We start from the raw sequence: 23531 nt of genomic DNA, 5'->3' as shown, positions 1-23531 counted from the left end.
AAATCGTCGTCAATTACATTGAGGAGGTTTAGTTACTTGTCCAAGAAAAATATAGACAAATTAACGATTTTTGCCCTGGGCGGCGTGGGTGAAATCGGGAAGAACATGTATGTCGTTCAATATGCGAACGATATTGTAGTCGTAGACTGCGGATTGAAATTTCCGGAGGAAGATATGCTCGGGATCGATATCGTCATTCCCGATATTTCTTACTTGACGGAAAATCGCGATAAAGTGCGCGGAATCGTCATTACACACGGCCACGAGGATCATATCGGCGGCTTGCCTTACGTTCTTAAGCACCTGAACGTTCCGGTGTATGGAACAAGGCTGACCATGGGTCTGATCGAGATGAAGCTGAAGGAAGCGAATCTGCTCGGTGAAACGAAACGGATCGTCATTACGGCCGATTCGGAATTGACGCTCGGCTGCATGACCGCGACGTTCTTTAAGACGAACCACAGTATTCCCGACTCGGTGGGGGTATGTCTGGAGACGCCGGAAGGTAACGTGGTTCATACCGGCGACTTCAAGTTCGATCAGACGCCGGTCAACGAGCAGTATGCAGATCTTCACCAGATGGCAGCGATTGGCCGTAGAGGCGTTATTGCATTGTTGTCGGATAGTACGAATGCGGAACGTCCGGGATATACCGGTTCGGAGCGCAGCGTAGGCGCGGAAATCGAAGACGTATTCCGTAAAGCGAAGCAGCGTGTCGTTATTGCGACCTTCGCCTCCAACATTCACCGGATTCAGCAGGTCATTGACGCGTGCGAATCGACACGCCGCAAGCTGACCGTAATCGGGCGGAGCATGGTGAATGTAGTAGGTATCGCCAGCGAACTGGGCTACTTGCGTGTTCCGGATGGCATGCTGATCGAACCGGAGGAAGTGAACAAACTCGCGGCCGATCGTGTAGCCATTCTATCTACAGGGTCCCAGGGCGAGCCGATGTCGGCACTGACCCGGATGGCCCGCTCTACGCATCGCAAGATGGACATTTTGCCCGGCGATACCGTCATCATCGCCGCTACGCCGATTCCCGGGAATGAGCGGTACGTGGGGCGGACGGTGGACGAACTGATGCGCATTGGTGCGCATGTTATTTACGGGCCTGGCTCGATCACAGGGGTACACGTATCCGGACACGGCAGCCAGGAAGAATTAAAGCTGATGCTGAATATTATGCGTCCAAAATATTTTATTCCGATTCACGGGGAATACCGGATGCTTCGCCAGCACGGGATGCTTGCCGAATCGGTCGGCATCGCACGTGAAGATATTTTTATCGTGGATAACGGCGATACGGTGGAAATTCAGGACGGCGTTGCCCGCAAAGGGTCCAAAGTGCAGGCAGGCAACGTTCTCATCGACGGCCTCGGGGTTGGCGACGTTGGCAACATTGTGCTGCGCGACCGTAAGCTGTTGTCCCAAGACGGCATTCTGGTCGTCGTCGTAACGCTCAGCAAGCAGGATGGGACCATTCTGTCAGGTCCAGACATCATTTCCCGCGGCTTCGTCTACGTTCGGGAGTCGGAAGGATTGCTGGAAGAAGCGAACCGGATCGTGACGAGCACGCTCCATCGCTTAATGAACGAAAATGTCAATGAATGGGCTTCGCTTAAAACCCATGTCAAAGACGCACTCGGCCGATTTTTATATGAGCAAACCCGAAGAAGACCGATGATTTTGCCAATCATCATGGAAGTGTAAAACTTCCCACCAGTCATACAAAATCACTTGAGGATAGAGTGTATAAAAGCAGTTTTTGTGTAAAGACCACGTAAACGGCGGGAAAATTCCCACCGGTTTACGCGGTCTTTTTTTCGTACATCCATCCCTGATCTCCCGCATAGTTTTGCCCGACTGCACCATACTAACAAGGACATTTCAGCTAACGGAGGGATGTTCTTCATGCAATCCAACGAAAAACAAGAGCAGCAGCCCGTGCAGCCGCCGCAAGCGCCGACAACGGAAGAAGGACGCAAAAGCGCAACGGTCGATGCGATTCAGCAGTTGGGACAGACAGGTGCGCCTACTACCGAATCCAACATTTTCTGCATGACTATCATCGGGCAGGTGGAGGGTCATATCGTTCTGCCGCCTCAAAACAAAACGACCAAATACGAGCATTTGATTCCGCAGCTTGTAGCTGCGGAGCAGAACGCGAAAATCGAAGGCGTGCTTATTATTTTGAATACCGTAGGCGGAGACGTGGAAGCCGGGCTGGCGATCGCCGAAATGATCGCTACGTTGTCCAAGCCGACGGTAACGCTTGTGCTCGGGGGCGGGCACAGCATTGGAGTTCCGATTGCCGTTTCGGCCAACTATTCGATCATTGCCGAAACCGCGACGATGACGATTCACCCGATCCGTCTGAACGGTCTGGTGATCGGCGTCCCCCAGACCTTCGAATATTTGGATAAAATGCAGGAACGGGTCATCCGGTTCGTCACCCGGCATTCCCGGGTCGACGAGGACAAATTTAAAGAGCTGATGTTCAAAACGGGCGAGCTCACGCGTGACATCGGCACAACGGTCATCGGTGCGGATGCCGTCAGGTACGGACTCATCAACTCGCTGGGCGGCATTGGGGAAGCCATTAGCAAGCTCAACGCCTTGATCGATGAGCGGCGAGCCGGCAATGCGGGAGGTATGATCCAATGATTCATTATTCGATACTGCCATTGGAAACTGTCTACGAAGGAATTGAAGAGATGAAGTCGTCCACCGTCGATATCGTGATGAACGGGGTCAGGATGCAGGTTGAGCCCGTCAACGCACAGCAAGCGAAGATCGTCCGGCTGATCAGCTGCAACCCGCAGGATTTTTTGAATCCCCAGTACACTCCGGGGCGAATGATCGAGTTTCAGCCGATGGCTCGGGAATCCGGCGAATAAAGGGGGATCTGCACGGTCGATCAGTGCTTCTTTCCATACCTTAATTGCCGGAGGGGAATATATTTTCGCATTTTTCGTTTAGCTTCACCCCAGTTTATGGTATAATGAAAGCTCGGGGGTGAGCGGCCTTGGCCAGGAAAAGGAAAAAGGGCAAGGGAATCAAATCAAATCTCAAATTTGAACTGTACGGCATCGTTGTTTTGATTTTTTCGATCATCGCTTTATCCCGTGAAGGATCGGTAGCACGTTCGTTGACCTATCTGTTTCGATTTGTGATCGGAACTTGGGATTTTCTCATTCCGCTCGTGTTTATATACGCCGGATTGTACGCGATGATGAAAAGGGAATGGCCGGTTTGGCGGACTCACCGCAAGCTCGGGGTGCTTCTGATCATCCTGTCGCTGCTGCTGATGAGCCATATCAGCCTGTTCTCGCAGCTTTACCCGAAAGGGAATTTCACGGAAGGCCAAGTGCTGTCCCAAACTTGGGCAAGCATGGTGGACGGATTGGATCCGACGGAAAAAGGAATGGCGATCCTGACCGACGGCGTCGGCGGGGGAATGATCGGGGCGGTGCTCTACGCGGTGCTGCACTTTTTGTTCAGCAACCTCGGCGCCCGACTGATTCAATATACGCTGTTCGTTGTGGGATTCATTCTCATTACGGGATTATCGGTCGGCGATATCATGAACAAAATCAGCGGGCGCAAGCCGTTTGCCGAGACGCTGCTTGGCCAATACATAAAGCGCAAGCTGCTGGAGAGAAGCCGTGCGAAGGCGGCGGCAGCGAGCGCGCAGCGCAAGAAGAAGCCGTCGGTCGCAGCGGTCTATGTGCCGCCGCCGGAGGACGAGTTCGACGAAGAGACTTTGAAGCCGGAACGCAAGGAACGGAAGCCGGGAAAAATGCGTACCCTATTCTTCGAGCTGCTTAATCCGTCTGAAGCGCCGGAGAAGAACAAGACGGAAGGCAAAGCGAAAAAAGGACGTGTTCAGCCGGAAGAGGGTGATGAAGCGGTCACGGTCTATTCCGCAGCTCAGGATTCGCACGACAGCGACTCCGGCTTCCCGGAACAGCATATCCCTTCCGAAGAACAACACGAGCCGGCAATCCCGGTGATCCGTGATTTTCAAGAGCAGGTTCATCAGGAGGCGGCGCGAACGTCCGACAGTTCCGTTTCGACTGAAAATGCCGCGGAACGCAAACCTGATCCGGTGGCTAATGAGCAAGAAGGGGCGGAAGGGACGGACGATTTTGACATCAAAAACAAACCGCTCGCGGTCCCGTATGAGCTGCCTTCTTTGCAACTTCTGGCCAAGCCCGCTTCGGGCAAAGGAAGCGACTCGCTGGATTACAAGGCGGTTGCCCGCAAGCTGGAAGCGACACTCGAAAGCTTCGGCGTGCGTGCCAAAGTGCTGGAGGTCGTCCGCGGCCCTGCGGTTACCCGTTACGAAATCCAGCCGGACGTCGGGGTGAAGGTGAGCCGCATCGTCAGCTTGACGGATGATATCGCACTCGCTCTGGCTGCGAAGGATATCCGTATGGAAGCGCCGATTCCGGGCAAGTCCGCCATCGGGATCGAGGTGCCGAATACCGAGGTATCCGTTGTTACGATGCGCGAAGTTATGGAAAGTCCGGCCTTCCAGGACGCGGCGTCCAAATTGTCGATCACGCTGGGACGCGATATTTCCGGGCAGCCGATCGTCGGCAATCTCGCAAGAATGCCGCACATGCTCGTCGCAGGGGCGACCGGCTCGGGGAAATCCGTTTGTATTAACGGGATCATCACGAGTGTTCTTTATAAAGCCAAGCCCGATGAAGTCAAGTTTCTGATGATCGACCCGAAGATGGTCGAGCTGAACGTTTACAACGGGATTCCGCACTTACTGGCTCCGGTTGTAACCGATCCGAAACGGGCGTCGCTTGCGCTCAAAAAAGTCGTCGTCGAGATGGAAAAACGGTACGAGCTTTTTTCCAAAAGCGGGACGCGCAATATCGAAGGCTATAACTCGATGCTGGTGGAAACGCAAACGGGAGCGCCGCTGCCTTACATTGTCGTCATCGTGGACGAGCTGGCCGACCTGATGATGGTTGCTGCCAACGACGTGGAGGATGCGATCTGCCGTCTCGCCCAGATGGCGCGCGCCGCAGGCATCCACCTCATCATCGCTACGCAGCGGCCGTCGGTTGACGTTATCACCGGCGTCATCAAAGCGAACATTCCTTCGCGGATCGCCTTCGGTGTCTCCTCGCAGGTAGACTCGCGGACCATTCTTGATTCTGCGGGCGCGGAGAAGCTGCTTGGCCGCGGGGATATGTTGTACTTGCCGATGGGCGCTTCGAAGCCTGTCCGGGTTCAGGGAGCCTTCCTTTCCGATCAGGAGGTCGAATCGGTGGTTGGCTTCGTCCGGACGCAAAGGCAGGCGGAATACGTGGAAGACATGGTTCCGCATGTCGAGGATAAACAAGAGGAAACGGAAACGTTTGAGGACGAATTGTACGATCAAGCGGTCCAAATTATTCTTGAGGCGAAGCAAGCGTCCGTATCGCTGCTTCAGCGCCGCATGCGCGTCGGTTATACGCGTGCCGCCCGTTTGATCGATACGATGGAAGCGCGCGGCATCGTAGGTCCGTACGAAGGCAGCAAGCCGCGTGAGGTATTGATGTCGCTTGAGCAGTATCAAATGAACCGAATGAGCTCCTGAGCGGCTTCCGGATGCGTTATCCGGGCCCAGCGATTCCCAGTTTAGGCTGAATAGAAGCTGACTCCCTTTCTCATAATAACCTTAAAAAGGTTGCCACAACGAAGGCGGGAAAGGTGAGGTTACCAGAATGAATAAACGATTGATCATGATCACGCTTGGCCTGGTGTTTATTTTGTTCGCCGGACTTCAGCTCAAGCAGCATCTGAAGGTACAGCAGACATTCAGCAAGAACGAAATCCGCTATGGAGCGTCCGGCACGGCTGACGTATACGAGCTCCAAGGACGTTTGAAGCATCTCGGGTTTTATTACGGCAAGGTTGACGGCGATTTCGGCTATCAAACCTTAAAGTCGCTTAAATGGTTCCAGTCCGAATTCGGGTTGAATGTGGACGGCATCGCCGGGGATAAAACGAAGCTGAAGCTGTGGGAAGCAACGAAAGCATGGAAGGCTAAAGCCGAAGAACTGCCTCCTTGGGTAACCGGCGCCGGACAAGGGCAAGCCGCCCCAAGCACACCCGCGCCCGAAAGCGCTGCGCCGCCGGCGAACGCAGGCATACCGCGTTCCGACCGGCTCGGTCTTTCCGAGCAGGACCTGACCCTAATGGCTAATGCGGTACACGGTGAAGCACGCGGGGAGCCGTATATCGGCCAAGTCGCCGTTGCCGCCGTGATTCTCAATCGCGTCAAAGCGCCAAGCTTTCCGAATACGGTCTCGGGCGTTATTTTCCAGCCTGGAGCGTTTACGGCCGTAGCGGACGGACAAATATGGCTGACACCGAACGAAACGTCCCGCAGGGCGGTGCAAGACGCGCTGAACGGGTCGGACCCATCCGGCGGATGCCTTTATTATTTCAATCCGGTGACCGCCACGTCCAAATGGATCTGGACCCGTCCGCAAGTCAAGCAAATCGGTAAACATATTTTCTGCAAATAGCGCATGTAGTAGAAGTAACCATCTTCACGGTTGCTTCTTCTGTTTATAGAGGAATATAATGGAATATACCCGGGAAGGCGAAAGTGAAGCCATGATGATGAGAGGAGTTGTTTCGTCTTTGAAGCAAATACAATTCGAACGGGGAACGGTGCAGGGCGTGCGTGTGCATGTGCTGCCGACGGAGCAGTTCAAAACTTATGCATTATCGGTCTATGTGGGCAGTCCGCTTCAAGAGGACACAGTTACGCCTAACGCGCTGATTCCTTTTGTGCTGCGGCGCGGCAGCAAGGCCTACCCGGAAACGAAGCAGTTCCGCGAGAAGCTGGACGATTTGTACGGGGCCGGATTCGGGTACGACGTGTACAAGCGCGGGGATTACCAGATGCTTCAATTCCGTATGGATGTCATTCAGGACGATTTCGTTTCCAGTCCGCAGCCGCTGTTTGATCAAGCCATTCAATTTTTAGGCGAAGCGATTACGCAGCCGGCGATGGAAGGCGGAACTTTGGTCCGCAAATATATCGATTCCGAGAAAACGACGCTGCAGAAGCGGCTGGAATCTATCGTTAACGACAAAATCCGCTACGCTGCGGAACGATGCATCGCCGAAATGTGTAGCAGCGAGCCTTACCGGCTCCATCCGCTCGGTTCCATTGATCGCATCCCTTCGATCGAAGCGGAGGCTTTGACCGAACGGTATGAAGCTTTGCTGCGGCAATCGCCGATTGATATTTACGTAGTAGGCAATACGAATCTGGAGCAGGTGCTGCCGTTGATTGAGCGCTATTTTGCTGCCAGGAGCGAGCGGACTTCGGACTATTCGCTCAGAGCCGAGCATCGCAGCGTCGGTCAAGTGAAGGAAGTCGTCGAGCGTCTTGATGTCAATCAAGGGAAGCTCAATATGGGGCTTCGCGTGCGAACCTCTTATGCGGACGATTCGTATCCGTCGGCGCTGCTTTATAACGGTATTTTGGGCGGATATCCGCATTCCAAGCTGTTCACCAACGTCCGCGAAAAGGCAAGCTTGGCCTATTACGCCTCTTCCCGCTTGGACGGGCACAAGGGCATTCTGACGATCCAATCGGGCATCGAAATCGCAAATTACGAGAAAGCCGTCTCGATTATTAAGGAACAACTGAAAGCGATGGAAGAGGGGCAGATCAACGACACGGAGCTGCAGCAGACGAAAGCGATGATTACGGGACATTTGCGTGAGCTGCAGGACTCGGCCTTCGAGCTGATCGCTTTCGATTTCAACAACCGTCTGTCCGGCGCCGATCGTACGGTTCCGGCACTGATCGAAGCGGTGGAGCAAACGGATAAAGAACAGATCCGCCGGATGGCCCGCCAGGTGCAACTGGATACGATTTATTTTTTACGCGACAACAAAGGGGGGCAATAAATGCGCACGATCCCTTATCCGCATGTGAAGGAAACGCTGTACGCGGAAGAGCTTCCGAACGGACTGAGCGTCTTTATTTTGCCGAAGGAAGGCTTCCAGAAAACGTATGCCACCTTCACGACAAAATACGGTTCGATCGATAACGATTTTCAGGTCGAAGGCGAAGCGCGGCGCAAAGTGCCTGACGGCATCGCGCATTTTTTGGAGCACAAAATGTTCGAGGAGCCGACAGGGGACATCTTTTCCGTGTTCGCAGCCCAAGGAGCTTCCGCCAATGCGTTCACAAGCTTCGACCGTACGGCTTATTTATTTTCCGCCACCGAGCATATCGAGGACAACTTATCGACGCTGCTTAATTTCGTACAAAATCCGTATTTTACGGATGCAAACGTCGAGAAGGAGAAAGGCATTATCGGCCAGGAAATCAACATGTACCGGGATAATCCGGACTGGCGGGCGTATTTCGGGCTGATCGAAACGATGTATCATAATCATCCGGTTCATATCGATATCGCCGGAACGATCGAATCCATCGGTGAAATTACGAAAGAAATGCTGTACGAGTGTTACCATACGTTTTATCATCCGAGCAATATGAGCTTGTTTGTCGTAGGCGGGGTGAATCCGCAGGAAATTATGGAGCTCGTCAAACGGAACCAAGCGGAGAAAACGTTCAAGCCGCAGGGAACGATCAACCGTTACTTTGAAGACGAGCCGCACCAGGTGAAGGCCGCGCGCAAAGTGACCGTGCTGCCGGTCTCGCTGCCCAAGTGCTTGTTCGGCTGCAAGGAGCCGGGCCAGGCTTTGCGGGGGCGGGAGCTGCTGAAGCGGGAGCTGACCATGAAGGTGCTGCTTGACGTGCTGGTAAGCCCCAGCTCGGCCATTTACCAGAAGCTGTATGACGAGCAGCTGATTTCCGACAGCTTCGGCTCCGAGTATAATATTGCCGAAAATTATGCGTTCACCGTGATCGGCGGAGATACGAAAGACCCCGAACGTTTGATCGGCCGCGTGCAGGAGGAAATCGACCGGGTCAAAGCGGACGGCATTGCCTCAGCCGATTTCGAGCGTAGCAAGAAGAAAAAAATCGGCGCTTTCCTGCGCCAGCTCAACTCGCCTGAAGCGATCGCCAATGAATTTACGAAGTACCGGTTTAAGGGCATCGATTTATTCGATATTTTGCCGGTGTATGAAGAGCTGACCCTGGAGGATGTCAACGAGCGGCTGCGCGAGCATTTCGATTGGAGCCGTCTGGCGGCTTCCATTGTAACAAGTGAAGCGAATGGAACCTAGTCAGTGCAAGCCGTTTCCGGAGCAAACGGTGCTCGTTACGGGGGCGAGCCGCGGGATTGGCGCCGCGATCGCCTGCCGTTTCGCTTCGGTGGGCATGAATGTGATCATTCATTACTTGAATTCGCACGAAGGGGCGAATGAAACGGCCCGCAGCTGCATGAAGCTGGGGAGCCGGGTGTTAACGGTAACGGCCGACCTGCGGTCGAGGGAGCAGATCGAGCGGATGCAGGAGAAGCTGACACAGCACGGCCTCGTTCCGGATATTTTGGTTAACAATGCGGGCATTTCGCATTACGGCCTGTTCTCCGATCTGGAGGAGGCCCAGTGGGACGAAATTATGGACATTAACTTGAAAGGCGCGTTCCTGATGACGCGTCAATTTATGCCGGCGATGATCCGTCAAAAGTACGGAAGAATCATCAACGTGTCCTCGATTTGGGGCATCTCCGGTGCTTCCTGTGAGGTGGCCTATTCGACCGCCAAGGGCGGCATCAATGCTTTTACGAAGGCGTTGGCGAAGGAGCTTGCACCGTCCGGGGTCACCGTGAACGCCGTCGCTCCCGGCGCGGTCGATACGTTGATGATGGCAGGCTTCGACGAACGGGAAAAAGAGATGATCGAGAACGATATTCCCGTCGGCCGCCTCGGTAAACCTGATGAGATCGCGTCGCTCGTTTATTTCCTCGCGCTTCCCGAATCCAGCTACATCACAGGTCAAATCATCAGTCCCAACGGGGGCTGGCTGACCTGACGGCCGTATAAATCCTTACCGAAATGCAAACATTAACGTCGTACCGACATTCATTTCGATAAGGAGGATGCATACATGGCTACGATGCTTAAAGTGTTCGATCGTTGGAAAGAGTTTCTGGGAGAGCGTGTGGAGCAAGCGGAACGGGCAGGGATGACGGAAGAGACGATCTCGCAGCTCGCTTTTCAAATCGGTGAATTTTTGTCTAACAAAATCGATCCGGAAAATAAAGAAGAACGCGTACTGAAGGACCTGTGGGACGTATGCGACGAAGAGGAGCGCAAAGTCCTGGCAAGGGCTATGGTCAAATTAGCTAAAGCACATCATTAATTATCCGGCATTGTACACGAGCCTCCTGTTCTGGGAGGCTTTTCTCTTTTTCCGCAGCAACCATTTGCCGAGTTGGCTTCGCAGCCGGTTTTCTTATATACTGGTATAGACGAACGGGAGAAAGAGGTTGAACCGCAAGTGAAGAAGCTAAAACGTTTGTTTGTAGGAATAGGCATTCTAGGTTTGCTTAGCGGCTGCGGCAAAAACATCCCGGCAATCGATCCTGTCTTGCTTCAAGGAAAATCGTCGATTCTCGTCGTAACGGGACAGGAAATGCCGGACAATGTAAAAGCCGCCCTGCAAACGACACTCGTCAATTGGCGCGATAAAAAGCAGACGGCCTTCGAGTGGATGGACAACACGACCGCGCTGACGGAAGAACAACTGACCAAAATTAAAACCAGATCTTATGACTATATCCTTGTTGCCGGACATAATTTAGTACAAAATACGCTTCCGACCGCAGCGAACATCCCGGAACGCAAATGGGTGATGCTGGACGACCAATTGGCGCGGCAATCCCCTGTTGTGAGCGGTAGTAACATCATGGTGAAGCTGGTCCCGGAAGACCGGTTCCGGCAGGAGTGGAACGAATGGGTAGGACAGCAGCTTGACAACGGCCGGCCGATCGAATGGGTAACGACTTCGGCTTACCCGATTCCGTCCGAATGGGCGCCTTCCGAAGAAGCGGATTATATTAATCTGGCCGACGCTGACGGCTGGTATACGCAGTTTCAATTCCAGGTACGCAGTCACGGGCCGGCGTGGATCGCCGTATTCGCTCCGCTGGAAGCAGGGCAATTGCAAAGACTGAAGAATATGCAGGTTCCGGTGATCAACATGGCTTCCACCGGCATTGAGCTGCAGTGGGGAGGCATCCTTGCATCCATCGAAGACATGATGGCAAAGAAAGCATGGACGCCGGGGATTCAGACATATTCCAACACCGAAGCGAAGATCAATAAAAATTTGTGACTTTATGCCCTGAAACGGGGAGGAATTTATCGAATATTGTAGAATTCTTTTGTAAACAATCACAAATCTAGGATCGGAGAACGAAGGATGATAGCGGAAACAACCGAAATCAAGCAATGGTACATGGAATACCGAATCCACAAAAACCGTCCCGGGCTTCTCGGGGACATCGCCTCCCTGATGGGGATGCTCGATATCAATATCGTCACCATTAACGGGGTGGATAACCGTACTCGCGGCATGCTTTTGCAGACGAACGATGAAGAAAAAGTTGAATTAATGGGTAAAATGTTGAAAAAAGTGGATAATATAACTATAACGGCATTGCGTCCGCCCAAGCTGGTCGATATTCTTGCCGTCCGGCACGGCCGCTATATCGAGCGGGACTCCGACGACCGGAAAACGTTCCGCTTCACCAGGGACGAACTGGGACTTTTGGTCGATTTTCTGGGCGAGCTGTTCAAACGTGACGGCAACCATGTTGTCGGACTGCGCGGGATGCCGCGCGTCGGCAAGACCGAGTCGATTATCGCCGGAAGCGTCTGCTCCAACAAGCGGTGGACATTCGTCTCCTCGACTTTGCTTCGCCAGACCGTGCGCAGCCAGCTTTCCGAGGATGAAATGAATCCGAATAACGTATTTATTATCGACGGGATTGTCTCGACGCTCCGTTCCAATGAGAAGCATCATATGCTGCTGCAGGAAATTATGGCGATGCCTTCCACGAAGGTGATCGAGCATCCGGATATTTTTATCCGGGAATCGCAGTATACCTACGATCATTTTGACTGCATCGTGGAGCTTAGAAATACACCGGACGAAGAAATTACATACGAGACGTTCACGGCCGGATTTGACGAATATTAATGCCCTGTCCAGGTTCTGAACGTCGGAAAGGGGTGACCACGTGTCCGATCTGGGTCAATTGCTAAGAAAAGCCAGAATCGAAAAGAAAATATCTCTCGATGACTTGCAGGAAACAACCAAGATTCGCAAACGGTATCTGGAAGCGATTGAGGATGGCAACTATAAAGTGCTGCCTGGGAACTTTTACGTCCGAGCTTTTATAAAGAGCTATGCCGAAGCGGTCGGGCTGGACCCGAACGAAGTGTTGAACATGTACCAGAATGTCATCCCGCAACCGGAGCCGGAGCAAATCGAACCGATCCGCACCAAGCGGACGACCCGCAATACGGAATGGCTCGGGAAGTGGGCGTCCAATGTGATGGTCATTTCCTTCGTCGTGCTTATTCTTGGGGTCATCTACTACTACATGAGCCAAAGCTATACCGGCAACACAAATGATGCGACCAAAGATTTGCCGAAGAAAATTACCGAAAAGGTCGAACCCGCCGCGCAGACGCCCAATCCTGGAAATGCCGGAGCGAATGGAGCTAACGGAACGAATGGAGCGCTTGCGGATAACAAGCCGGTGCAGGTGCCTACGCCGCCTCCAACACCGCCTCCGACAACGGAGGTCAAACTGGTCAAAAGCGAGCGGGGAACCGATTATTACGCGGTTACGGGTTCGGATAAACTGAAAATCGAAATGAAAGTGACCGGGGATTCCTGCTGGATCGAAGTCGATTCGCCACCTGGCGGGAACAAAAAGGTGATCGACTCCATGACGTTCAATAACGGGGAAACGAAAACGTGGGAATTGACCGATACGGCTTTCTTGATTTTCGGAAAAGCCAATGCGGTTGAGTTGAGTGTTAACGGCTCGCCGATTGTCGTAGGCGATCAGCCGAACGTGAAAAAAATTCAAGTCGATATTCAAAAGTCATAGACTAAGCCGCCGGAAAAACGGTAATACTGGACATCGTATACATCTGGTTCATCTTTTCGCTTGAAGAATTTGCGGACATGACTGCTGGTTGGATTTTTCGGTTTCGGTTTGGCCCGCATCCTGCTGGGTCTTCTTGACATGTTTTGGCGATCAGTCGACACCAGCAACGCTTAAGTTTCCGGCGCATTTGAACAATACGGCTTCAAGACACGCGAAAGCTTTGTGCTGAGGGTGTCTTTTTTGTTACAATAGAGGGCGTGGAATTTAGAAATGAAAGGGGAGCGGATTTTGTGAGCAGTGAAAACTCGTTTGATATCGTATCGAAGCTGGATCTTCAAGAGATGAACAATGCCATTAACCAGGCAGAAAAGGAGATCGCGACACGCTTTGATTTCAAAGGAAGCAAGAGCAGCATCTCGTTAGAGAAAGAAGAACTGGTAGTCGTCTCCGACGACGATTTCAAGCTTCAAAACGTGTTGGACATTTTGCAGTCCAAGATGGCGAAGCGCGGCATATCGCTTAAAAATTTGGAATACGGCAAGGTCGAGCCTGCTGCAGGCAGTACGGTGCGTCAGCGGATTAAACTCAAGCAGGGGGTTGATCAGGACAACGCCAAAAAAATCAACGTGTTGATCCGCGATTCCAAGCTAAAGGTAAAAAGCCAGATTCAAGGGGATCAAATTCGCGTAACCGGAAAAAGCAAAGACGACCTGCAGCAGGTGATGGCGCTGCTCCGAAAAGCGGATCTTTCGCTTGACCTTCAGTTTATCAATTTCAGGTAAGGCCAAAGAACGCTTCGGCTGCCTTGCGGAAACGGGTCCGTAAGGTATTTTGCTGCTTTTGACACCTTTTCACGCGGTATATTATACTTGAACCAAACCGTTTAGTAGTAAAAGGTACTAACCATGGTGGAGGATTTTAGACATGACAGAGAAAGTGAAAGTGGTTACCTTAGGATGTGAGAAAAACCTGGTCGATTCGGAGATCATGTCCGGGCTCGTGCATGAGCGCGGGTATTCCCTAGTTAACGAAAAAGAAGAAGCGACCATCATTATTGTAAATACATGCGGCTTTATCGACGCGGCCAAAGAGGAATCGGTCAATACGATTCTCGATCTGGCGGAGCTGAAGCAGACGGCCAATCTCAAGGCGCTGATCGTATCGGGCTGCTTGACCCAGCGATATAAGGAAGAATTGATGAAGGAGATGCCGGAGATCGACGGAATCGTCGGTACCGGGGATTTCCATAATATCAACGACATTATCGACCAAGCGCTGGTCGGCCGTAAGCCAGTGATGGTCGGCAATCCGGTGTTCAACTACGAGCAGAAGCTGCCGAGACGAATGGCGACTCCGCGCTATACGGCTTATGTGAAAATTGCGGAGGGCTGCGACAACGCCTGTACGTTCTGCAGTATTCCGATCATGCGGGGCAAGTTCCGCAGCCGTTCCATTGAATCGATTCTGGACGAAGTGGCTCAGCTGGCATCGCAAGGTGTTCGGGAGATCAGCCTGATCGCGCAGGATTCGACCAACTACGGGACGGATCTGTACGATACGTTCATGCTGCCGGAGCTGATGAACCGGGTAAGCGCCGTGCCGGGCATCGAATGGGTGCGTCTGCATTATGCGTATCCCGGCTTCTTTACGGACGAGCTGATCGACGTCATCGCGAACAACCCTAAAGTGTGCAAATACATCGATATGCCTTTGCAGCACAGCGAAGACAGCATCTTGAAGCGGATGCGTCGTCCGGGACGTCAGCGGGACGCACGGGAGCTGATTCGCAAAATCCGCGACCGCATTCCGGGCGTATCGCTTCGTACGTCGCTTATTGTCGGTTTCCCGGGGGAAACGGAAGAAGATTTCGAGAATCTGAAATCGTTTATCCGCGACGTGAAGTTCGACCGTCTAGGCGTGTTCACTTACTCTAAGGAGGAAGATACGCCGGCTTCCCGTCTGCCGGACCAGGTGCCGGATGAAGTCAAAGAGTACCGCTCGAACGTGCTCATGGAGCTGCAGCGCGAGATTGCAAATGAACGCAACGGCGAGCGCATCGGTCAAGTGCTTGACGTTCTGATCGAAAAATACGACGGACGCAACGACGTCTATGTCGGCCGTTCGCAGTACGATGCTCCTGAGATCGACGGGGAAGTGTTTGTCGGCGGCGGGCAGCTTAAAATCGGCGAAATTGCCAAGGTCCGCATCACCCACTCCTTCGAGTTTGACTTGTCCGGGGAGGTCGTGGCATGAATCTGGCCAACCGGATCACTCTGGCGAGAATATTTCTGGTTCCGATCATCATGTTATTTCTGCTCGTCAACGTTAAGTTTCCGCACATTCGCATCGAGCAGTTCAGCATTACGTACAACCAGATCATTGCGGCGCTGATCTTTATCATCGCCGCCAGCACCGACAGTTTGGACGGGTATATCGCCAGAAAACGGAAGCTTGTCACCAATCTGGGCAAGCTTCTCGATCCGCTGGCCGACAAGCTTTTGGTGTCTGCCGTATTGATCTCGCTCGTTGAAATGAACAAGGTTGACGCCTGGATCGTCATTGTGATTATCAGCCGCGAGTTTGCCGTTACCGGATTGCGGCAAATCGCTTTGCTCGAAGGGTCCGTCATAGCGGCCAGCAAATGGGGGAAATGGAAGACGGCGGCGCAGATTACGGCAATTATCGCACTGCTTATCAACAATTTTCCGTTTGCGTTCATCAACTTCCGCTTCGACATCGTGGCCAGTTGGATTGCCGCTATCATCACGATTTATTCGGGCTTCGACTATTTTATCAAAAACAAGCATGTCATTAATTTTAGCGATCAAAAACAGTAGGGACAGCCTATTGTTTTTGTGCTGTTTGGAGGCGTACCGTGAGAGCTGAGATCATAGCCGTCGGCACCGAGCTGCTGATGGGACAAATCGTAAATACGAATGCGCAGTACTTAGCCAAAGGCCTTGCGGATATCGGCGTGGGCGTTTATTTCCAGACGGTCGTCGGCGACAACGTCTCGCGGATCAAAGAGTCGCTGCATATCGCCAAAGGCCGTGCGGATCTCATCATTTGCACGGGCGGTCTCGGACCGACGCAGGACGATTTGACGAAGAACGTGCTGGGCGAGGTGCTCGGACAAAAGCTTGTCATTCATGAGCCCTCGATGAACACGATGACCGAGATGTTCCAGCGGCGGGGCATCCCGATGGTGGAAAGCAATGCGCGGCAGGCGCTGATGCTGGAGCAAAGCGATCCGCTGCCGAACGATACGGGGCTTGCGGTAGGCGTAGCGGTGATGCACGAGGGCACGCATTACATTTTGCTTCCCGGCCCACCCAAAGAAATGAAGCCGATGTTCGACCGGTATGCCAAGCCTTGGATTGAATCCAAGTTGGACCACGTACAGCCGCTTTACTCGATCATGCTGAAGTTCGCGGGGATCGGAGAGTCGGCGCTGGAGCATGCCTTGATCGATTTGATCGAAGCTCAGACGGACCCGACCATTGCCCCTTATGCCAAGGAGGGCGAGGTGGCGATCCGGCTTACGACGCGCGCCTCTTCACCTGACGAGGCGATGACCAGACTGCGTCCGCTGGAAGCGGAAATCCGGGGCCGGCTGGACGAGCATATTTACGCGGCTGAGGACATCACCCTCGAGCATCAGGTGCTGCGTATGCTTGCGGAGAGCGGGCAAAAGCTTGCCGTAGCCGAGAGCTGCACGGGGGGCTTGCTCAGCGATCTGCTGACAGCCGTTCCGGGGAGCTCGCAATCGTTTTTGGGCGGCGTCATTTGTTACTCCTCGGCATTAAAGCATAAGTTGCTCGGCGTGCCGATGGAGATGTTGGAAGGACCGGACGCACCCGGTGCCGTTAGCGAGGAGACCGCGGCGGAGCTTGCGCGCAATACGCTTCGTCTGCTGGAAGCGGACGTTGCCGTGTCGATTACCGGCGTCGCTGGGCCGGGCGAGTCGGAAGGCAAGCCGGTAGGTTTGGTCTACGTAGGTCTCGCGCACCGGAGCGGTCAAGCCTTTGCCGTGATGCTCCAGCTGTCCGGCAACCGCGAAACGATCAAGCTGCGGGCAGCAAAAAGTGCACTCTATCATTTATGGAAAACGATAAAATCATAGTTGCCAGAATACCCAGAATAAAGTATAATAGATGTTAGCGGAAGAACCGTAACATTTTTGAACCAAACGTGTTACGGTTTTTCTTTTGCCAAGCAAGCGAATGTATGTTCGGAAAAATGCTTGTCAGCCGATTCAAAACACGGTAATATGGTATCAGCAGATAAATAAAAAAGGACGTGATTCTTTTGTCAGATCGGCGCGCAGCCTTGGAAAATGCCCTTCGTCAAATTGAAAAGCAATTCGGGAAAGGTTCGATCATGAAATTGGGCGAATCGACCCATATGCAGGTAGAGACGATCCCGAGCGGATCGCTGGCCTTGGATATCGCCCTGGGCATCGGCGGATTTCCGCGAGGTAGAATTATAGAGGTATACGGACCGGAATCGTCCGGTAAAACGACGGTAGCGCTTCACGCCATCGCCGAAGTTCAGAGAGCCGGCGGCACCGCGGCGTTCATCGATGCGGAGCATGCGCTGGACCCGTTGTATGCGAGCAAGCTCGGCATCAACATCGACGAGCTGCTGCTCTCCCAGCCTGATACAGGCGAGCAGGCGTTGGAAATTGCGGAAGCGCTGGTACGCAGCGGCGCGGTCGACATCATCGTCATCGACTCGGTTGCGGCTCTCGTGCCGAAGGCCGAAATCGAAGGCGAGATGGGAGACTCCCACGTCGGCTTGCAAGCCCGCCTTATGTCGCAGGCGCTGCGGAAGCTGTCCGGGGCGATCAACAAGTCGAAAACGATCGCTATCTTTATCAACCAATTGCGCGAGAAAGTCGGCGTCATGTTCGGCAACCCGGAAACGACTCCAGGGGGCCGCGCGCTCAAGTTTTATTCGTCCGTCCGGCTTGACGTACGCCGCGTAGAGACGATTAAGCAAGGCAATGATATGGTCGGTAACCGGACCCGGATCAAAGTCGTTAAGAACAAAGTAGCGCCTCCGTTCAAGCAAGCGGATATCGATATTATGTACGGCGAAGGCATTTCCAGGGAAGGCAGTATCGTCGATATCGCCACCGAGATGGATGTCATCCAAAAGAGCGGCGCGTGGTACTCTTACAATAACGACCGCCTGGGCCAAGGACGTGAAAATGCGAAACAGTTCCTGAAGGAAAACCCGCATATTGCCGATGTCATCGAGAAGAAAATTCGCGAGAACAGCAACCTGATTCCGGTAGTAGGGCCGAATACGGATGACGACGAAGAAGAGGAAGAATTGGCGCTGTTTGAAGAGAAAGAATAAACGTTCCGGCACCTTTAATCCCGATTAAAGGTGCCTTTTCCATTTTCAAGGGGGTACTTGGATTCATGACCGAACAGGAAAGGCCGCCGCTTCAATCGGGGCAGATTACGAAGGTGGAACGACAGCGCAGGGGGCCGCACCGTTATAACATTTATATCGACGACACCTTTGCGTTTTCGGTCCATGAGGACTTGATGATCAAGTACAGGCTGCTCAAAGGCGAAGCCGTCGAAGCGGCGCAGCTTGAGCAGATTTTAGCCGAGGACGAAGCGCATAAAGCTTATTTGGATGCGATCCGTCTGCTGTCCAGCCGGCTCAGGTCCGAACACGAGATGAAGGCCCGGCTGAAGCAAAAAGGATATACGCCGGAAATCACGGCATCGACGGTCGAGCGTCTGGCGAAGGAAGGCTACTTGAACGACGAGCAATTTGCCGAGCAGTTGGCCAAACAGCGCCTCGAATCGCAAAAAAAAGGACGGCACTGGATCAAGCAGGAGCTGCAGCAAAAAGGGATTCGCAAAGATCATATCCAAGCGGCGATGGAGCAGGTGGACGAAGAAACGGAATTTGCTATGGCGTACAGTCTTGCCTCGAAACGGTATCGTTCGGAGCTGGAGAAAGATCCGGTGAAGGCAAGGCGGAAAATTGCCGGCTTCCTGCAGCGCCGGGGTTATCCGGGGGTGGTCGTTAGCAAAGTGCTGGCGCGTTTGCCTCGAAAAGGACCGGAAGGGGATTGGGATGAAGAGATGTTCCCGGAGGACGAGCAATTCTAGAATATGGAAAACGTAATCATGCGCGCACGGAATATCGATTCATTCGGACCCAACACCTTGACAAGCTTCTTTATCAAAAGATAAAATAATCATGTAAACGCGATACACAGAATCTTCCTGAGCAGCCTGAGGGAGATTCGAACAAAGTAAAATCGCCAATATTTTACTTTTTACTAGCGCTTGTAGAATGGATCAAACAACCTGATTATCCCAAGCTTACCCCTTGGAGAAACAACGAGGAGGTGAACTGGATGCCTATGACAGTCATCTGGATCATAGTCGTTCTCGTTGTTGGTGCTCTATGCTTCGGGATCGGTTATTTTATCCGCAAGTCCCTTGCAGAGGCGAAGATTTCCAGTGCTGAACATGCTGCCGAGCAGATCAAGGAAAATGCCCGTAAAGAGGCAGAAGCACTGAAGAAAGAAGCGGTTCTGGAGGCGAAAGATGAGATCCACAAGCTCAGAACCGAAGCTGAAAAAGACATTCGTGACCGTCGAAATGAAACTCAACGACAAGAGAGACGATTGTTGCAAAAAGAGGAATCGCTGGATAAAAAATTAGAATCTCTTGAGAAAAAAGAGGAGCAGGTCGCCAACAAGGAGAAACGAATCGAAGAAACCCAAACGCAAATTGATCAGATTTATAAAGATCAAGTTGCCGAGCTGGAGCGAATTTCTGCGTTGACGATGGACGATGCCAAACAAATCATTTTGACCAACGTAGAGCAGGAAGTTCGCCATGAAACCGCTCAATTGATCAAGGAAATCGAACAGCAAGCGAAAGAAGAAGGCGACAAAAAGGCCAGAGAAATCATCACTCTTGCTATTCAACGCTGTGCGGCCGACCATGTGGCTGAAACGACCGTATCGGTCGTAGCGCTTCCGAATGAAGAGATGAAAGGCCGGATTATCGGCCGGGAAGGCCGCAATATCCGGGCACTTGAGACGCTCACCGGTATCGATTTGATCATCGACGACACGCCGGAAGCCGTCATTTTGTCCGGGTTTGACCCGATTCGTCGGGAGATCGCCCGAACTTCCCTTGAGAAGCTTGTAGCGGACGGACGAATCCATCCGGCCCGCATTGAAGAAATGGTCGAGAAGTCCCGCAAGGAAGTCGACGAGCGGATCCGCGAATACGGGGAGCAAGCAACGTTCGAAACTGGCGTACACGGTCTTCACCCTGACTTGATCAAAATTTTGGGCCGACTCAAATTCCGTACAAGCTACGGACAAAACGTGCTCAAGCATTCCATGGAAGTGGCTTACCTTGCCGGACTGATGGCAGGAGAACTCGGAGAAGACGTGACATTGGCGAAACGTGCCGGTCTCCTTCATGACATCGGGAAAGCATTGGATCACGAAGTGGAAGGCTCTCACGTCGAGATCGGCGTTGAGATCGCCAAGAAGTACAAGGAGCATCCGGTGGTCATTAACAGTATCGCTTCGCATCACGGCGACTGTGAAGCGACTTCGGTCATCGCTATGCTGGTCGGCGCGGCTGATGCGCTGTCCGCAGCAAGACCGGGCGCGCGCCGGGAAACGCTCGAGACCTACATCAAAAGGCTCGAGAAGCTCGAAGAGATCTCCGAATCGTTCGAGGGCGTCGAGAAATCGTATGCGATCCAAGCCGGACGCGAAGTGCGCGTAATGGTTCAACCTGAAAAGGTGGACGATACCGAGGCATTCCGCTTGGCAAGGGACATTACGAAGAAAATCGAAGGCGAGCTCGATTATCCGGGCCATATCAAGGTCACGGTCATTCGAGAAACGCGCGCTGTAGAATACGCCAAATAATTGCATACACTACAGAGGGAAGTGGCGATTATGCCACTTCCCTCTCTAATTCAGCGGAAAGTTGCAGTAAATTTAAAGAGAGGTAGGGGGAGAGTCCCGATGAAAATACTGTTCATTGGAGATATTGTCGGTTCGGTGGGCCGCAAAGCGTTGAAAACGTGCTTACCGGCCCTCAAAAATAAATATAACCCGCATTGGATCATCGCGAACGGAGAGAACGCGGCGGCAGGGCGGGGCATTACGGCCGCTATCGCCAAAGACTTCTTCGAGCTTGGCGTGCATGGGATCACGATGGGCAATCATACGTGGGACCAGAAAGAAATTTTCGATTTCATCGACAAGGAAGACCGGCTGGTCCGGCCGGCCAATTTCCCGCAGGGAACGCCCGGAAAAGGGATGACGTTCATCAAAGTGAAAGACATCGAGCTGGCGCTCGTCAATTTGCAGGGACGCACTTTTTTGCCTCCGCTCGACTGTCCGTTTGAGAAGGCGAATGAGCTGGTAGAGCAGGCGAAGAAGAGAACGAAGTACGTCTTCGTGGATTTTCATGCCGAGGCGACTTCAGAGAAGCTGGCGATGGGCTGGCATCTGGACGGCAAAGTGTCCGCCGTCGTTGGGACGCATACGCACGTGCAGACGAACGACGAACGGCTGCTGCCCCAGGGCACGGCTTATGTGACGGACGTAGGCATGGTCGGCCCGCGGGACGGTATTCTCGGGATGGAGCGGAACGCCGTGCTGCAAAAATTTAAAACTCAGCTTCCCGTCCGCTTTGTTGTGGACGAAGGCAAATGGCATTTTCATGCCGTCAGCATTGAGCTGGACCCGGCGACAGGGCTCGGAAAAAAGATTCAATTGATTCGCATGGATGAAGACACGATCTTGTTCGAGTAAATTGACGAACAATTCAAATATTTTAGAAAATACCATCTTCGGGTAGAAGGAATTAACCGCAAATTCCTAGAATATGATTAGTACTGGAAGCAATCATCATTCCCGAGGAGGTACTTTTCATGGAAGTATTAAAAGTGTCAGCAAAATCCAACCCAAATTCCGTCGCAGGCGCGTTGGCTGGAGTATTGCGTGAACGCGGGGCTGCTGAGCTCCAGGCCATCGGGGCGGGAGCCCTCAACCAAGCGATCAAAGCCGTAGCCATCGCGCGAGGATTTGTGGCTCCAAGCGGGGTTGATTTGATCTGCATACCAGCATTTACCGATATTGTCATCGACGGCGAAGACCGGACAGCCATTAAACTGATTGTAGAACCGAGATAATGGCTTTGCAGCTTATAACCGAATGACCAAAGCACCTGTTTACTTCTGTAGACAGGTTTTTTTTGGTTTTATTTATTTTGGCCCAGCCCAAGTCTGCTCCCAAGGAGGGGTTAGCCGATGTATGTGATCGATGGGCACTGTGATGCTTTGCTCAAAATGGTTGAGAACCCGGCCATTGATTTTTTCGATCCTCAGGCGAGCGCATTGGACGTATCTTATGCGAAAATGGCGCAAGGGGGTGTAAAGCTGCAATTTTTTGCGATTTACTTGTCTGAACGTATAACTCAGCCGCAATTTGACCATTACTTGGAATATATAAATATTTTTTATCAAAAAGTGATGAGGGACCCGCGTATGCGGCAGGTTAAAAATCGAACCGATTTGGAAGCGGTCCTGACGGGTAATCAGACCGGGGCGATGCTGACGCTCGAAGGCGCGGATGCGCTGCAGGGAAACCCCTTATATCTCCGGACGTTATACCATTTGGGCGTCCGAATGATCGGAACGACATGGAATTACGCCAATTGGGCGGCCGATGGTGTACTTGAGCCCAGGCAGGGCGGATTTACGCGGCGCGGCAAAACGTTTATTAAAGACTGCAACGATTTGGGTATGCTATTGGATGCGTCCCATTTGTCCGAGCCGGCGTTCTGGGATTTGACGGCGGCTTCGGCCAAACCGTTCGTGGCGACGCATTCCAATGCAAGGGCCGTGTGCGGACATCCAAGAAACCTGAACGACGGGCAAATCCGGGAAATTATCCGGCGGGACGGACGTATCGGCGTTACGTTCGTGCCCTGGTTCGTGCAGCAAGGCCAAGCTTCCATTGACGGTGTCCTGCTGCATGTCGAACATATTTGCTCGCTCGGGGGCGGCAGCCAGCTTGTGTTCGGATCGGATTTTGACGGCATCGATCAATGGATTCCGGGACTGGAGCATGCAGGGAAGATCCGGTGCCTGACGGAAGCTTTGCTTAGACGGTTTCCGGAGGAACTGGTCAGAGGATTCATGTACCGCAACTGGGTTACCTTTTTGCATCGTCATTTGCCGATTCATTAAAAATTAACATCTGATTTGTAGATATAAGACAACTAAATTATTCTCTAATCGATATGGATTTGATCTAAAAAAGCTATCTATGCATTTTGTCGAAAACCCTTGCTTTTTATGTGTATTAGTCATAGAATTTGATGAGACAACTGAAAGATTTTTTTTATATGAAATCTTTACAGTTCATGGTTTAGCTGC

The 23531-nt window shown here is 52.5% G+C and carries 22 protein-coding genes; all 22 read left to right on the top strand.

The features are described 5' to 3' along the window. Positions 1-36: 36 nt before the first annotated feature. The 22 genes from PEL01S_RS25060 (at position 37) to PEL01S_RS24955 (ending at position 23342) form a co-directional block, all read left to right on the top strand. On the top strand, positions 37-1713 hold the full coding sequence (locus PEL01S_RS25060; protein WP_127462196.1) for a ribonuclease J: 1677 nt from the start codon (positions 37-39) through the stop codon (positions 1711-1713). A 201-nt stretch (positions 1714-1914) separates the two neighbouring features. Next, positions 1915-2667 carry a ClpP family protease gene (locus tag PEL01S_RS25055; protein WP_063178606.1) on the top strand — a complete coding sequence of 251 codons (753 nt, stop codon included), beginning with the start codon at positions 1915-1917 and terminating at the stop codon, positions 2665-2667. Further along, positions 2664-2900 carry a YlzJ-like family protein gene (locus tag PEL01S_RS25050; protein ID WP_127462195.1) on the top strand — a complete coding sequence of 79 codons (237 nt, stop codon included), beginning with the start codon at positions 2664-2666 and terminating at the stop codon, positions 2898-2900. Before PEL01S_RS25055 ends, PEL01S_RS25050 begins: the two co-directional genes overlap by 4 nt. A gap of 128 nt (positions 2901-3028) precedes the next feature. After that, positions 3029-5602 carry an FtsK/SpoIIIE family DNA translocase gene (locus PEL01S_RS25045; RefSeq protein ID WP_127462194.1) on the top strand — a complete coding sequence of 858 codons (2574 nt, stop codon included), beginning with the start codon at positions 3029-3031 and terminating at the stop codon, positions 5600-5602. Positions 5603-5729: 127 nt separating this feature from the next. Then, the gene (gene sleB, locus PEL01S_RS25040) at positions 5730-6536 is read left to right on the top strand and encodes a spore cortex-lytic enzyme (RefSeq protein WP_127462193.1); all 807 of its coding nucleotides are present in this window, start codon (positions 5730-5732) and stop codon (positions 6534-6536) included. Between the two features lie 97 nt (positions 6537-6633). Beyond that, on the top strand, positions 6634-7938 hold the full coding sequence (gene yfmF / locus PEL01S_RS25035) for an EF-P 5-aminopentanol modification-associated protein YfmF (protein WP_127462202.1): 1305 nt from the start codon (positions 6634-6636) through the stop codon (positions 7936-7938). Continuing rightward, a complete protein-coding gene (gene yfmH / locus PEL01S_RS25030; RefSeq protein WP_127462192.1) occupies positions 7939-9231 on the top strand; it encodes an EF-P 5-aminopentanol modification-associated protein YfmH in 1293 nt (430 codons plus the stop codon). Then, positions 9221-9982 carry an elongation factor P 5-aminopentanone reductase gene (gene ymfI / locus PEL01S_RS25025; protein ID WP_063178597.1) on the top strand — a complete coding sequence of 254 codons (762 nt, stop codon included), beginning with the start codon at positions 9221-9223 and terminating at the stop codon, positions 9980-9982. Before yfmH ends, ymfI begins: the two co-directional genes overlap by 11 nt. A gap of 75 nt (positions 9983-10057) precedes the next feature. Beyond that, the gene (locus PEL01S_RS25020; protein WP_063178595.1) at positions 10058-10312 is read left to right on the top strand and encodes a DUF3243 domain-containing protein; all 255 of its coding nucleotides are present in this window, start codon (positions 10058-10060) and stop codon (positions 10310-10312) included. A gap of 138 nt (positions 10313-10450) precedes the next feature. Then, a complete protein-coding gene (locus PEL01S_RS25015; protein ID WP_127462191.1) occupies positions 10451-11287 on the top strand; it encodes a hypothetical protein in 837 nt (278 codons plus the stop codon). Positions 11288-11374: 87 nt separating this feature from the next. Next, positions 11375-12154, top strand: coding sequence for a DUF3388 domain-containing protein (locus PEL01S_RS25010; RefSeq protein ID WP_063178591.1), 780 nt, complete (start codon positions 11375-11377; stop codon positions 12152-12154). 40 nt (positions 12155-12194) lie between these two features. Beyond that, on the top strand, positions 12195-13076 hold the full coding sequence (locus PEL01S_RS25005) for a helix-turn-helix domain-containing protein (RefSeq protein ID WP_127462190.1): 882 nt from the start codon (positions 12195-12197) through the stop codon (positions 13074-13076). 290 nt (positions 13077-13366) lie between these two features. Beyond that, the gene (locus PEL01S_RS25000) at positions 13367-13858 is read left to right on the top strand and encodes a YajQ family cyclic di-GMP-binding protein (protein WP_108534256.1); all 492 of its coding nucleotides are present in this window, start codon (positions 13367-13369) and stop codon (positions 13856-13858) included. A gap of 142 nt (positions 13859-14000) precedes the next feature. Continuing rightward, positions 14001-15329 carry a 30S ribosomal protein S12 methylthiotransferase RimO gene (gene rimO, locus PEL01S_RS24995; RefSeq protein ID WP_127462189.1) on the top strand — a complete coding sequence of 443 codons (1329 nt, stop codon included), beginning with the start codon at positions 14001-14003 and terminating at the stop codon, positions 15327-15329. Beyond that, positions 15326-15913, top strand: a complete 588-nt coding sequence (gene pgsA, locus PEL01S_RS24990) for a CDP-diacylglycerol--glycerol-3-phosphate 3-phosphatidyltransferase (RefSeq protein WP_010491195.1) — start codon at positions 15326-15328, stop codon at positions 15911-15913. The genes rimO and pgsA overlap by 4 nt, the downstream gene beginning before the upstream one ends. A 38-nt stretch (positions 15914-15951) precedes the next feature. Further along, complete coding sequence (locus PEL01S_RS24985; RefSeq protein WP_127462188.1) at positions 15952-17199, top strand: competence/damage-inducible protein A; 1248 nt, start codon at positions 15952-15954, stop codon at positions 17197-17199. Between the two features lie 185 nt (positions 17200-17384). Further along, positions 17385-18440: a recombinase RecA gene (recA, locus tag PEL01S_RS24980; protein ID WP_108534254.1), complete on the top strand. Its 1056-nt coding sequence runs from the start codon at positions 17385-17387 to the stop codon at positions 18438-18440. Between the two features lie 65 nt (positions 18441-18505). Beyond that, entirely contained in the window at positions 18506-19213 is a 708-nt protein-coding gene (locus PEL01S_RS24975) for a RecX family transcriptional regulator (protein ID WP_127462187.1), read from the top strand. 251 nt (positions 19214-19464) lie between these two features. Further along, positions 19465-21009 carry a ribonuclease Y gene (gene rny / locus PEL01S_RS24970; protein WP_127462186.1) on the top strand — a complete coding sequence of 515 codons (1545 nt, stop codon included), beginning with the start codon at positions 19465-19467 and terminating at the stop codon, positions 21007-21009. Between the two features lie 99 nt (positions 21010-21108). Then, positions 21109-21903 (top strand): TIGR00282 family metallophosphoesterase, encoded by a 795-nt coding sequence (locus PEL01S_RS24965; RefSeq protein ID WP_127462185.1) that lies wholly within the window; start codon positions 21109-21111, stop codon positions 21901-21903. 119 nt (positions 21904-22022) lie between these two features. Next, the gene (locus PEL01S_RS24960; protein WP_006286829.1) at positions 22023-22283 is read left to right on the top strand and encodes a stage V sporulation protein S; all 261 of its coding nucleotides are present in this window, start codon (positions 22023-22025) and stop codon (positions 22281-22283) included. Positions 22284-22400: 117 nt separating this feature from the next. Beyond that, on the top strand, positions 22401-23342 hold the full coding sequence (locus PEL01S_RS24955) for a dipeptidase (protein ID WP_127462184.1): 942 nt from the start codon (positions 22401-22403) through the stop codon (positions 23340-23342). The last annotated feature ends 189 nt before the right edge of the window (positions 23343-23531 follow it).

Source organism: Paenibacillus elgii NBRC 100335 (assembly GCF_004000865.1).
GTDB lineage: Bacteria > Bacillota > Bacilli > Paenibacillales > NBRC-103111 > Paenibacillus_G > Paenibacillus_G elgii.
This window is presented reverse-complemented; position numbering and strand designations above follow the sequence as displayed.

Coding starts and splice junctions, on each gene's coding strand:
- rny (WP_127462186.1), top strand. CDS start 19,465: ATGCCTATGACAGTCATCTGGATCATAGTCGTTCTCGTTGTTGGTGCT.
- rimO (WP_127462189.1), top strand. CDS start 14,001: ATGACAGAGAAAGTGAAAGTGGTTACCTTAGGATGTGAGAAAAACCTG.
- yfmH (WP_127462192.1), top strand. CDS start 7,939: ATGCGCACGATCCCTTATCCGCATGTGAAGGAAACGCTGTACGCGGAA.
- PEL01S_RS25020 (WP_063178595.1), top strand. CDS start 10,058: ATGGCTACGATGCTTAAAGTGTTCGATCGTTGGAAAGAGTTTCTGGGA.
- PEL01S_RS24955 (WP_127462184.1), top strand. CDS start 22,401: ATGTATGTGATCGATGGGCACTGTGATGCTTTGCTCAAAATGGTTGAG.
- PEL01S_RS25055 (WP_063178606.1), top strand. CDS start 1,915: ATGCAATCCAACGAAAAACAAGAGCAGCAGCCCGTGCAGCCGCCGCAA.
- PEL01S_RS24975 (WP_127462187.1), top strand. CDS start 18,506: ATGACCGAACAGGAAAGGCCGCCGCTTCAATCGGGGCAGATTACGAAG.
- pgsA (WP_010491195.1), top strand. CDS start 15,326: ATGAATCTGGCCAACCGGATCACTCTGGCGAGAATATTTCTGGTTCCG.
- PEL01S_RS24965 (WP_127462185.1), top strand. CDS start 21,109: ATGAAAATACTGTTCATTGGAGATATTGTCGGTTCGGTGGGCCGCAAA.
- PEL01S_RS25050 (WP_127462195.1), top strand. CDS start 2,664: ATGATTCATTATTCGATACTGCCATTGGAAACTGTCTACGAAGGAATT.
- ymfI (WP_063178597.1), top strand. CDS start 9,221: ATGGAACCTAGTCAGTGCAAGCCGTTTCCGGAGCAAACGGTGCTCGTT.
- PEL01S_RS25010 (WP_063178591.1), top strand. CDS start 11,375: ATGATAGCGGAAACAACCGAAATCAAGCAATGGTACATGGAATACCGA.
- sleB (WP_127462193.1), top strand. CDS start 5,730: ATGAATAAACGATTGATCATGATCACGCTTGGCCTGGTGTTTATTTTG.
- yfmF (WP_127462202.1), top strand. CDS start 6,634: ATGAGAGGAGTTGTTTCGTCTTTGAAGCAAATACAATTCGAACGGGGA.
- PEL01S_RS24960 (WP_006286829.1), top strand. CDS start 22,023: ATGGAAGTATTAAAAGTGTCAGCAAAATCCAACCCAAATTCCGTCGCA.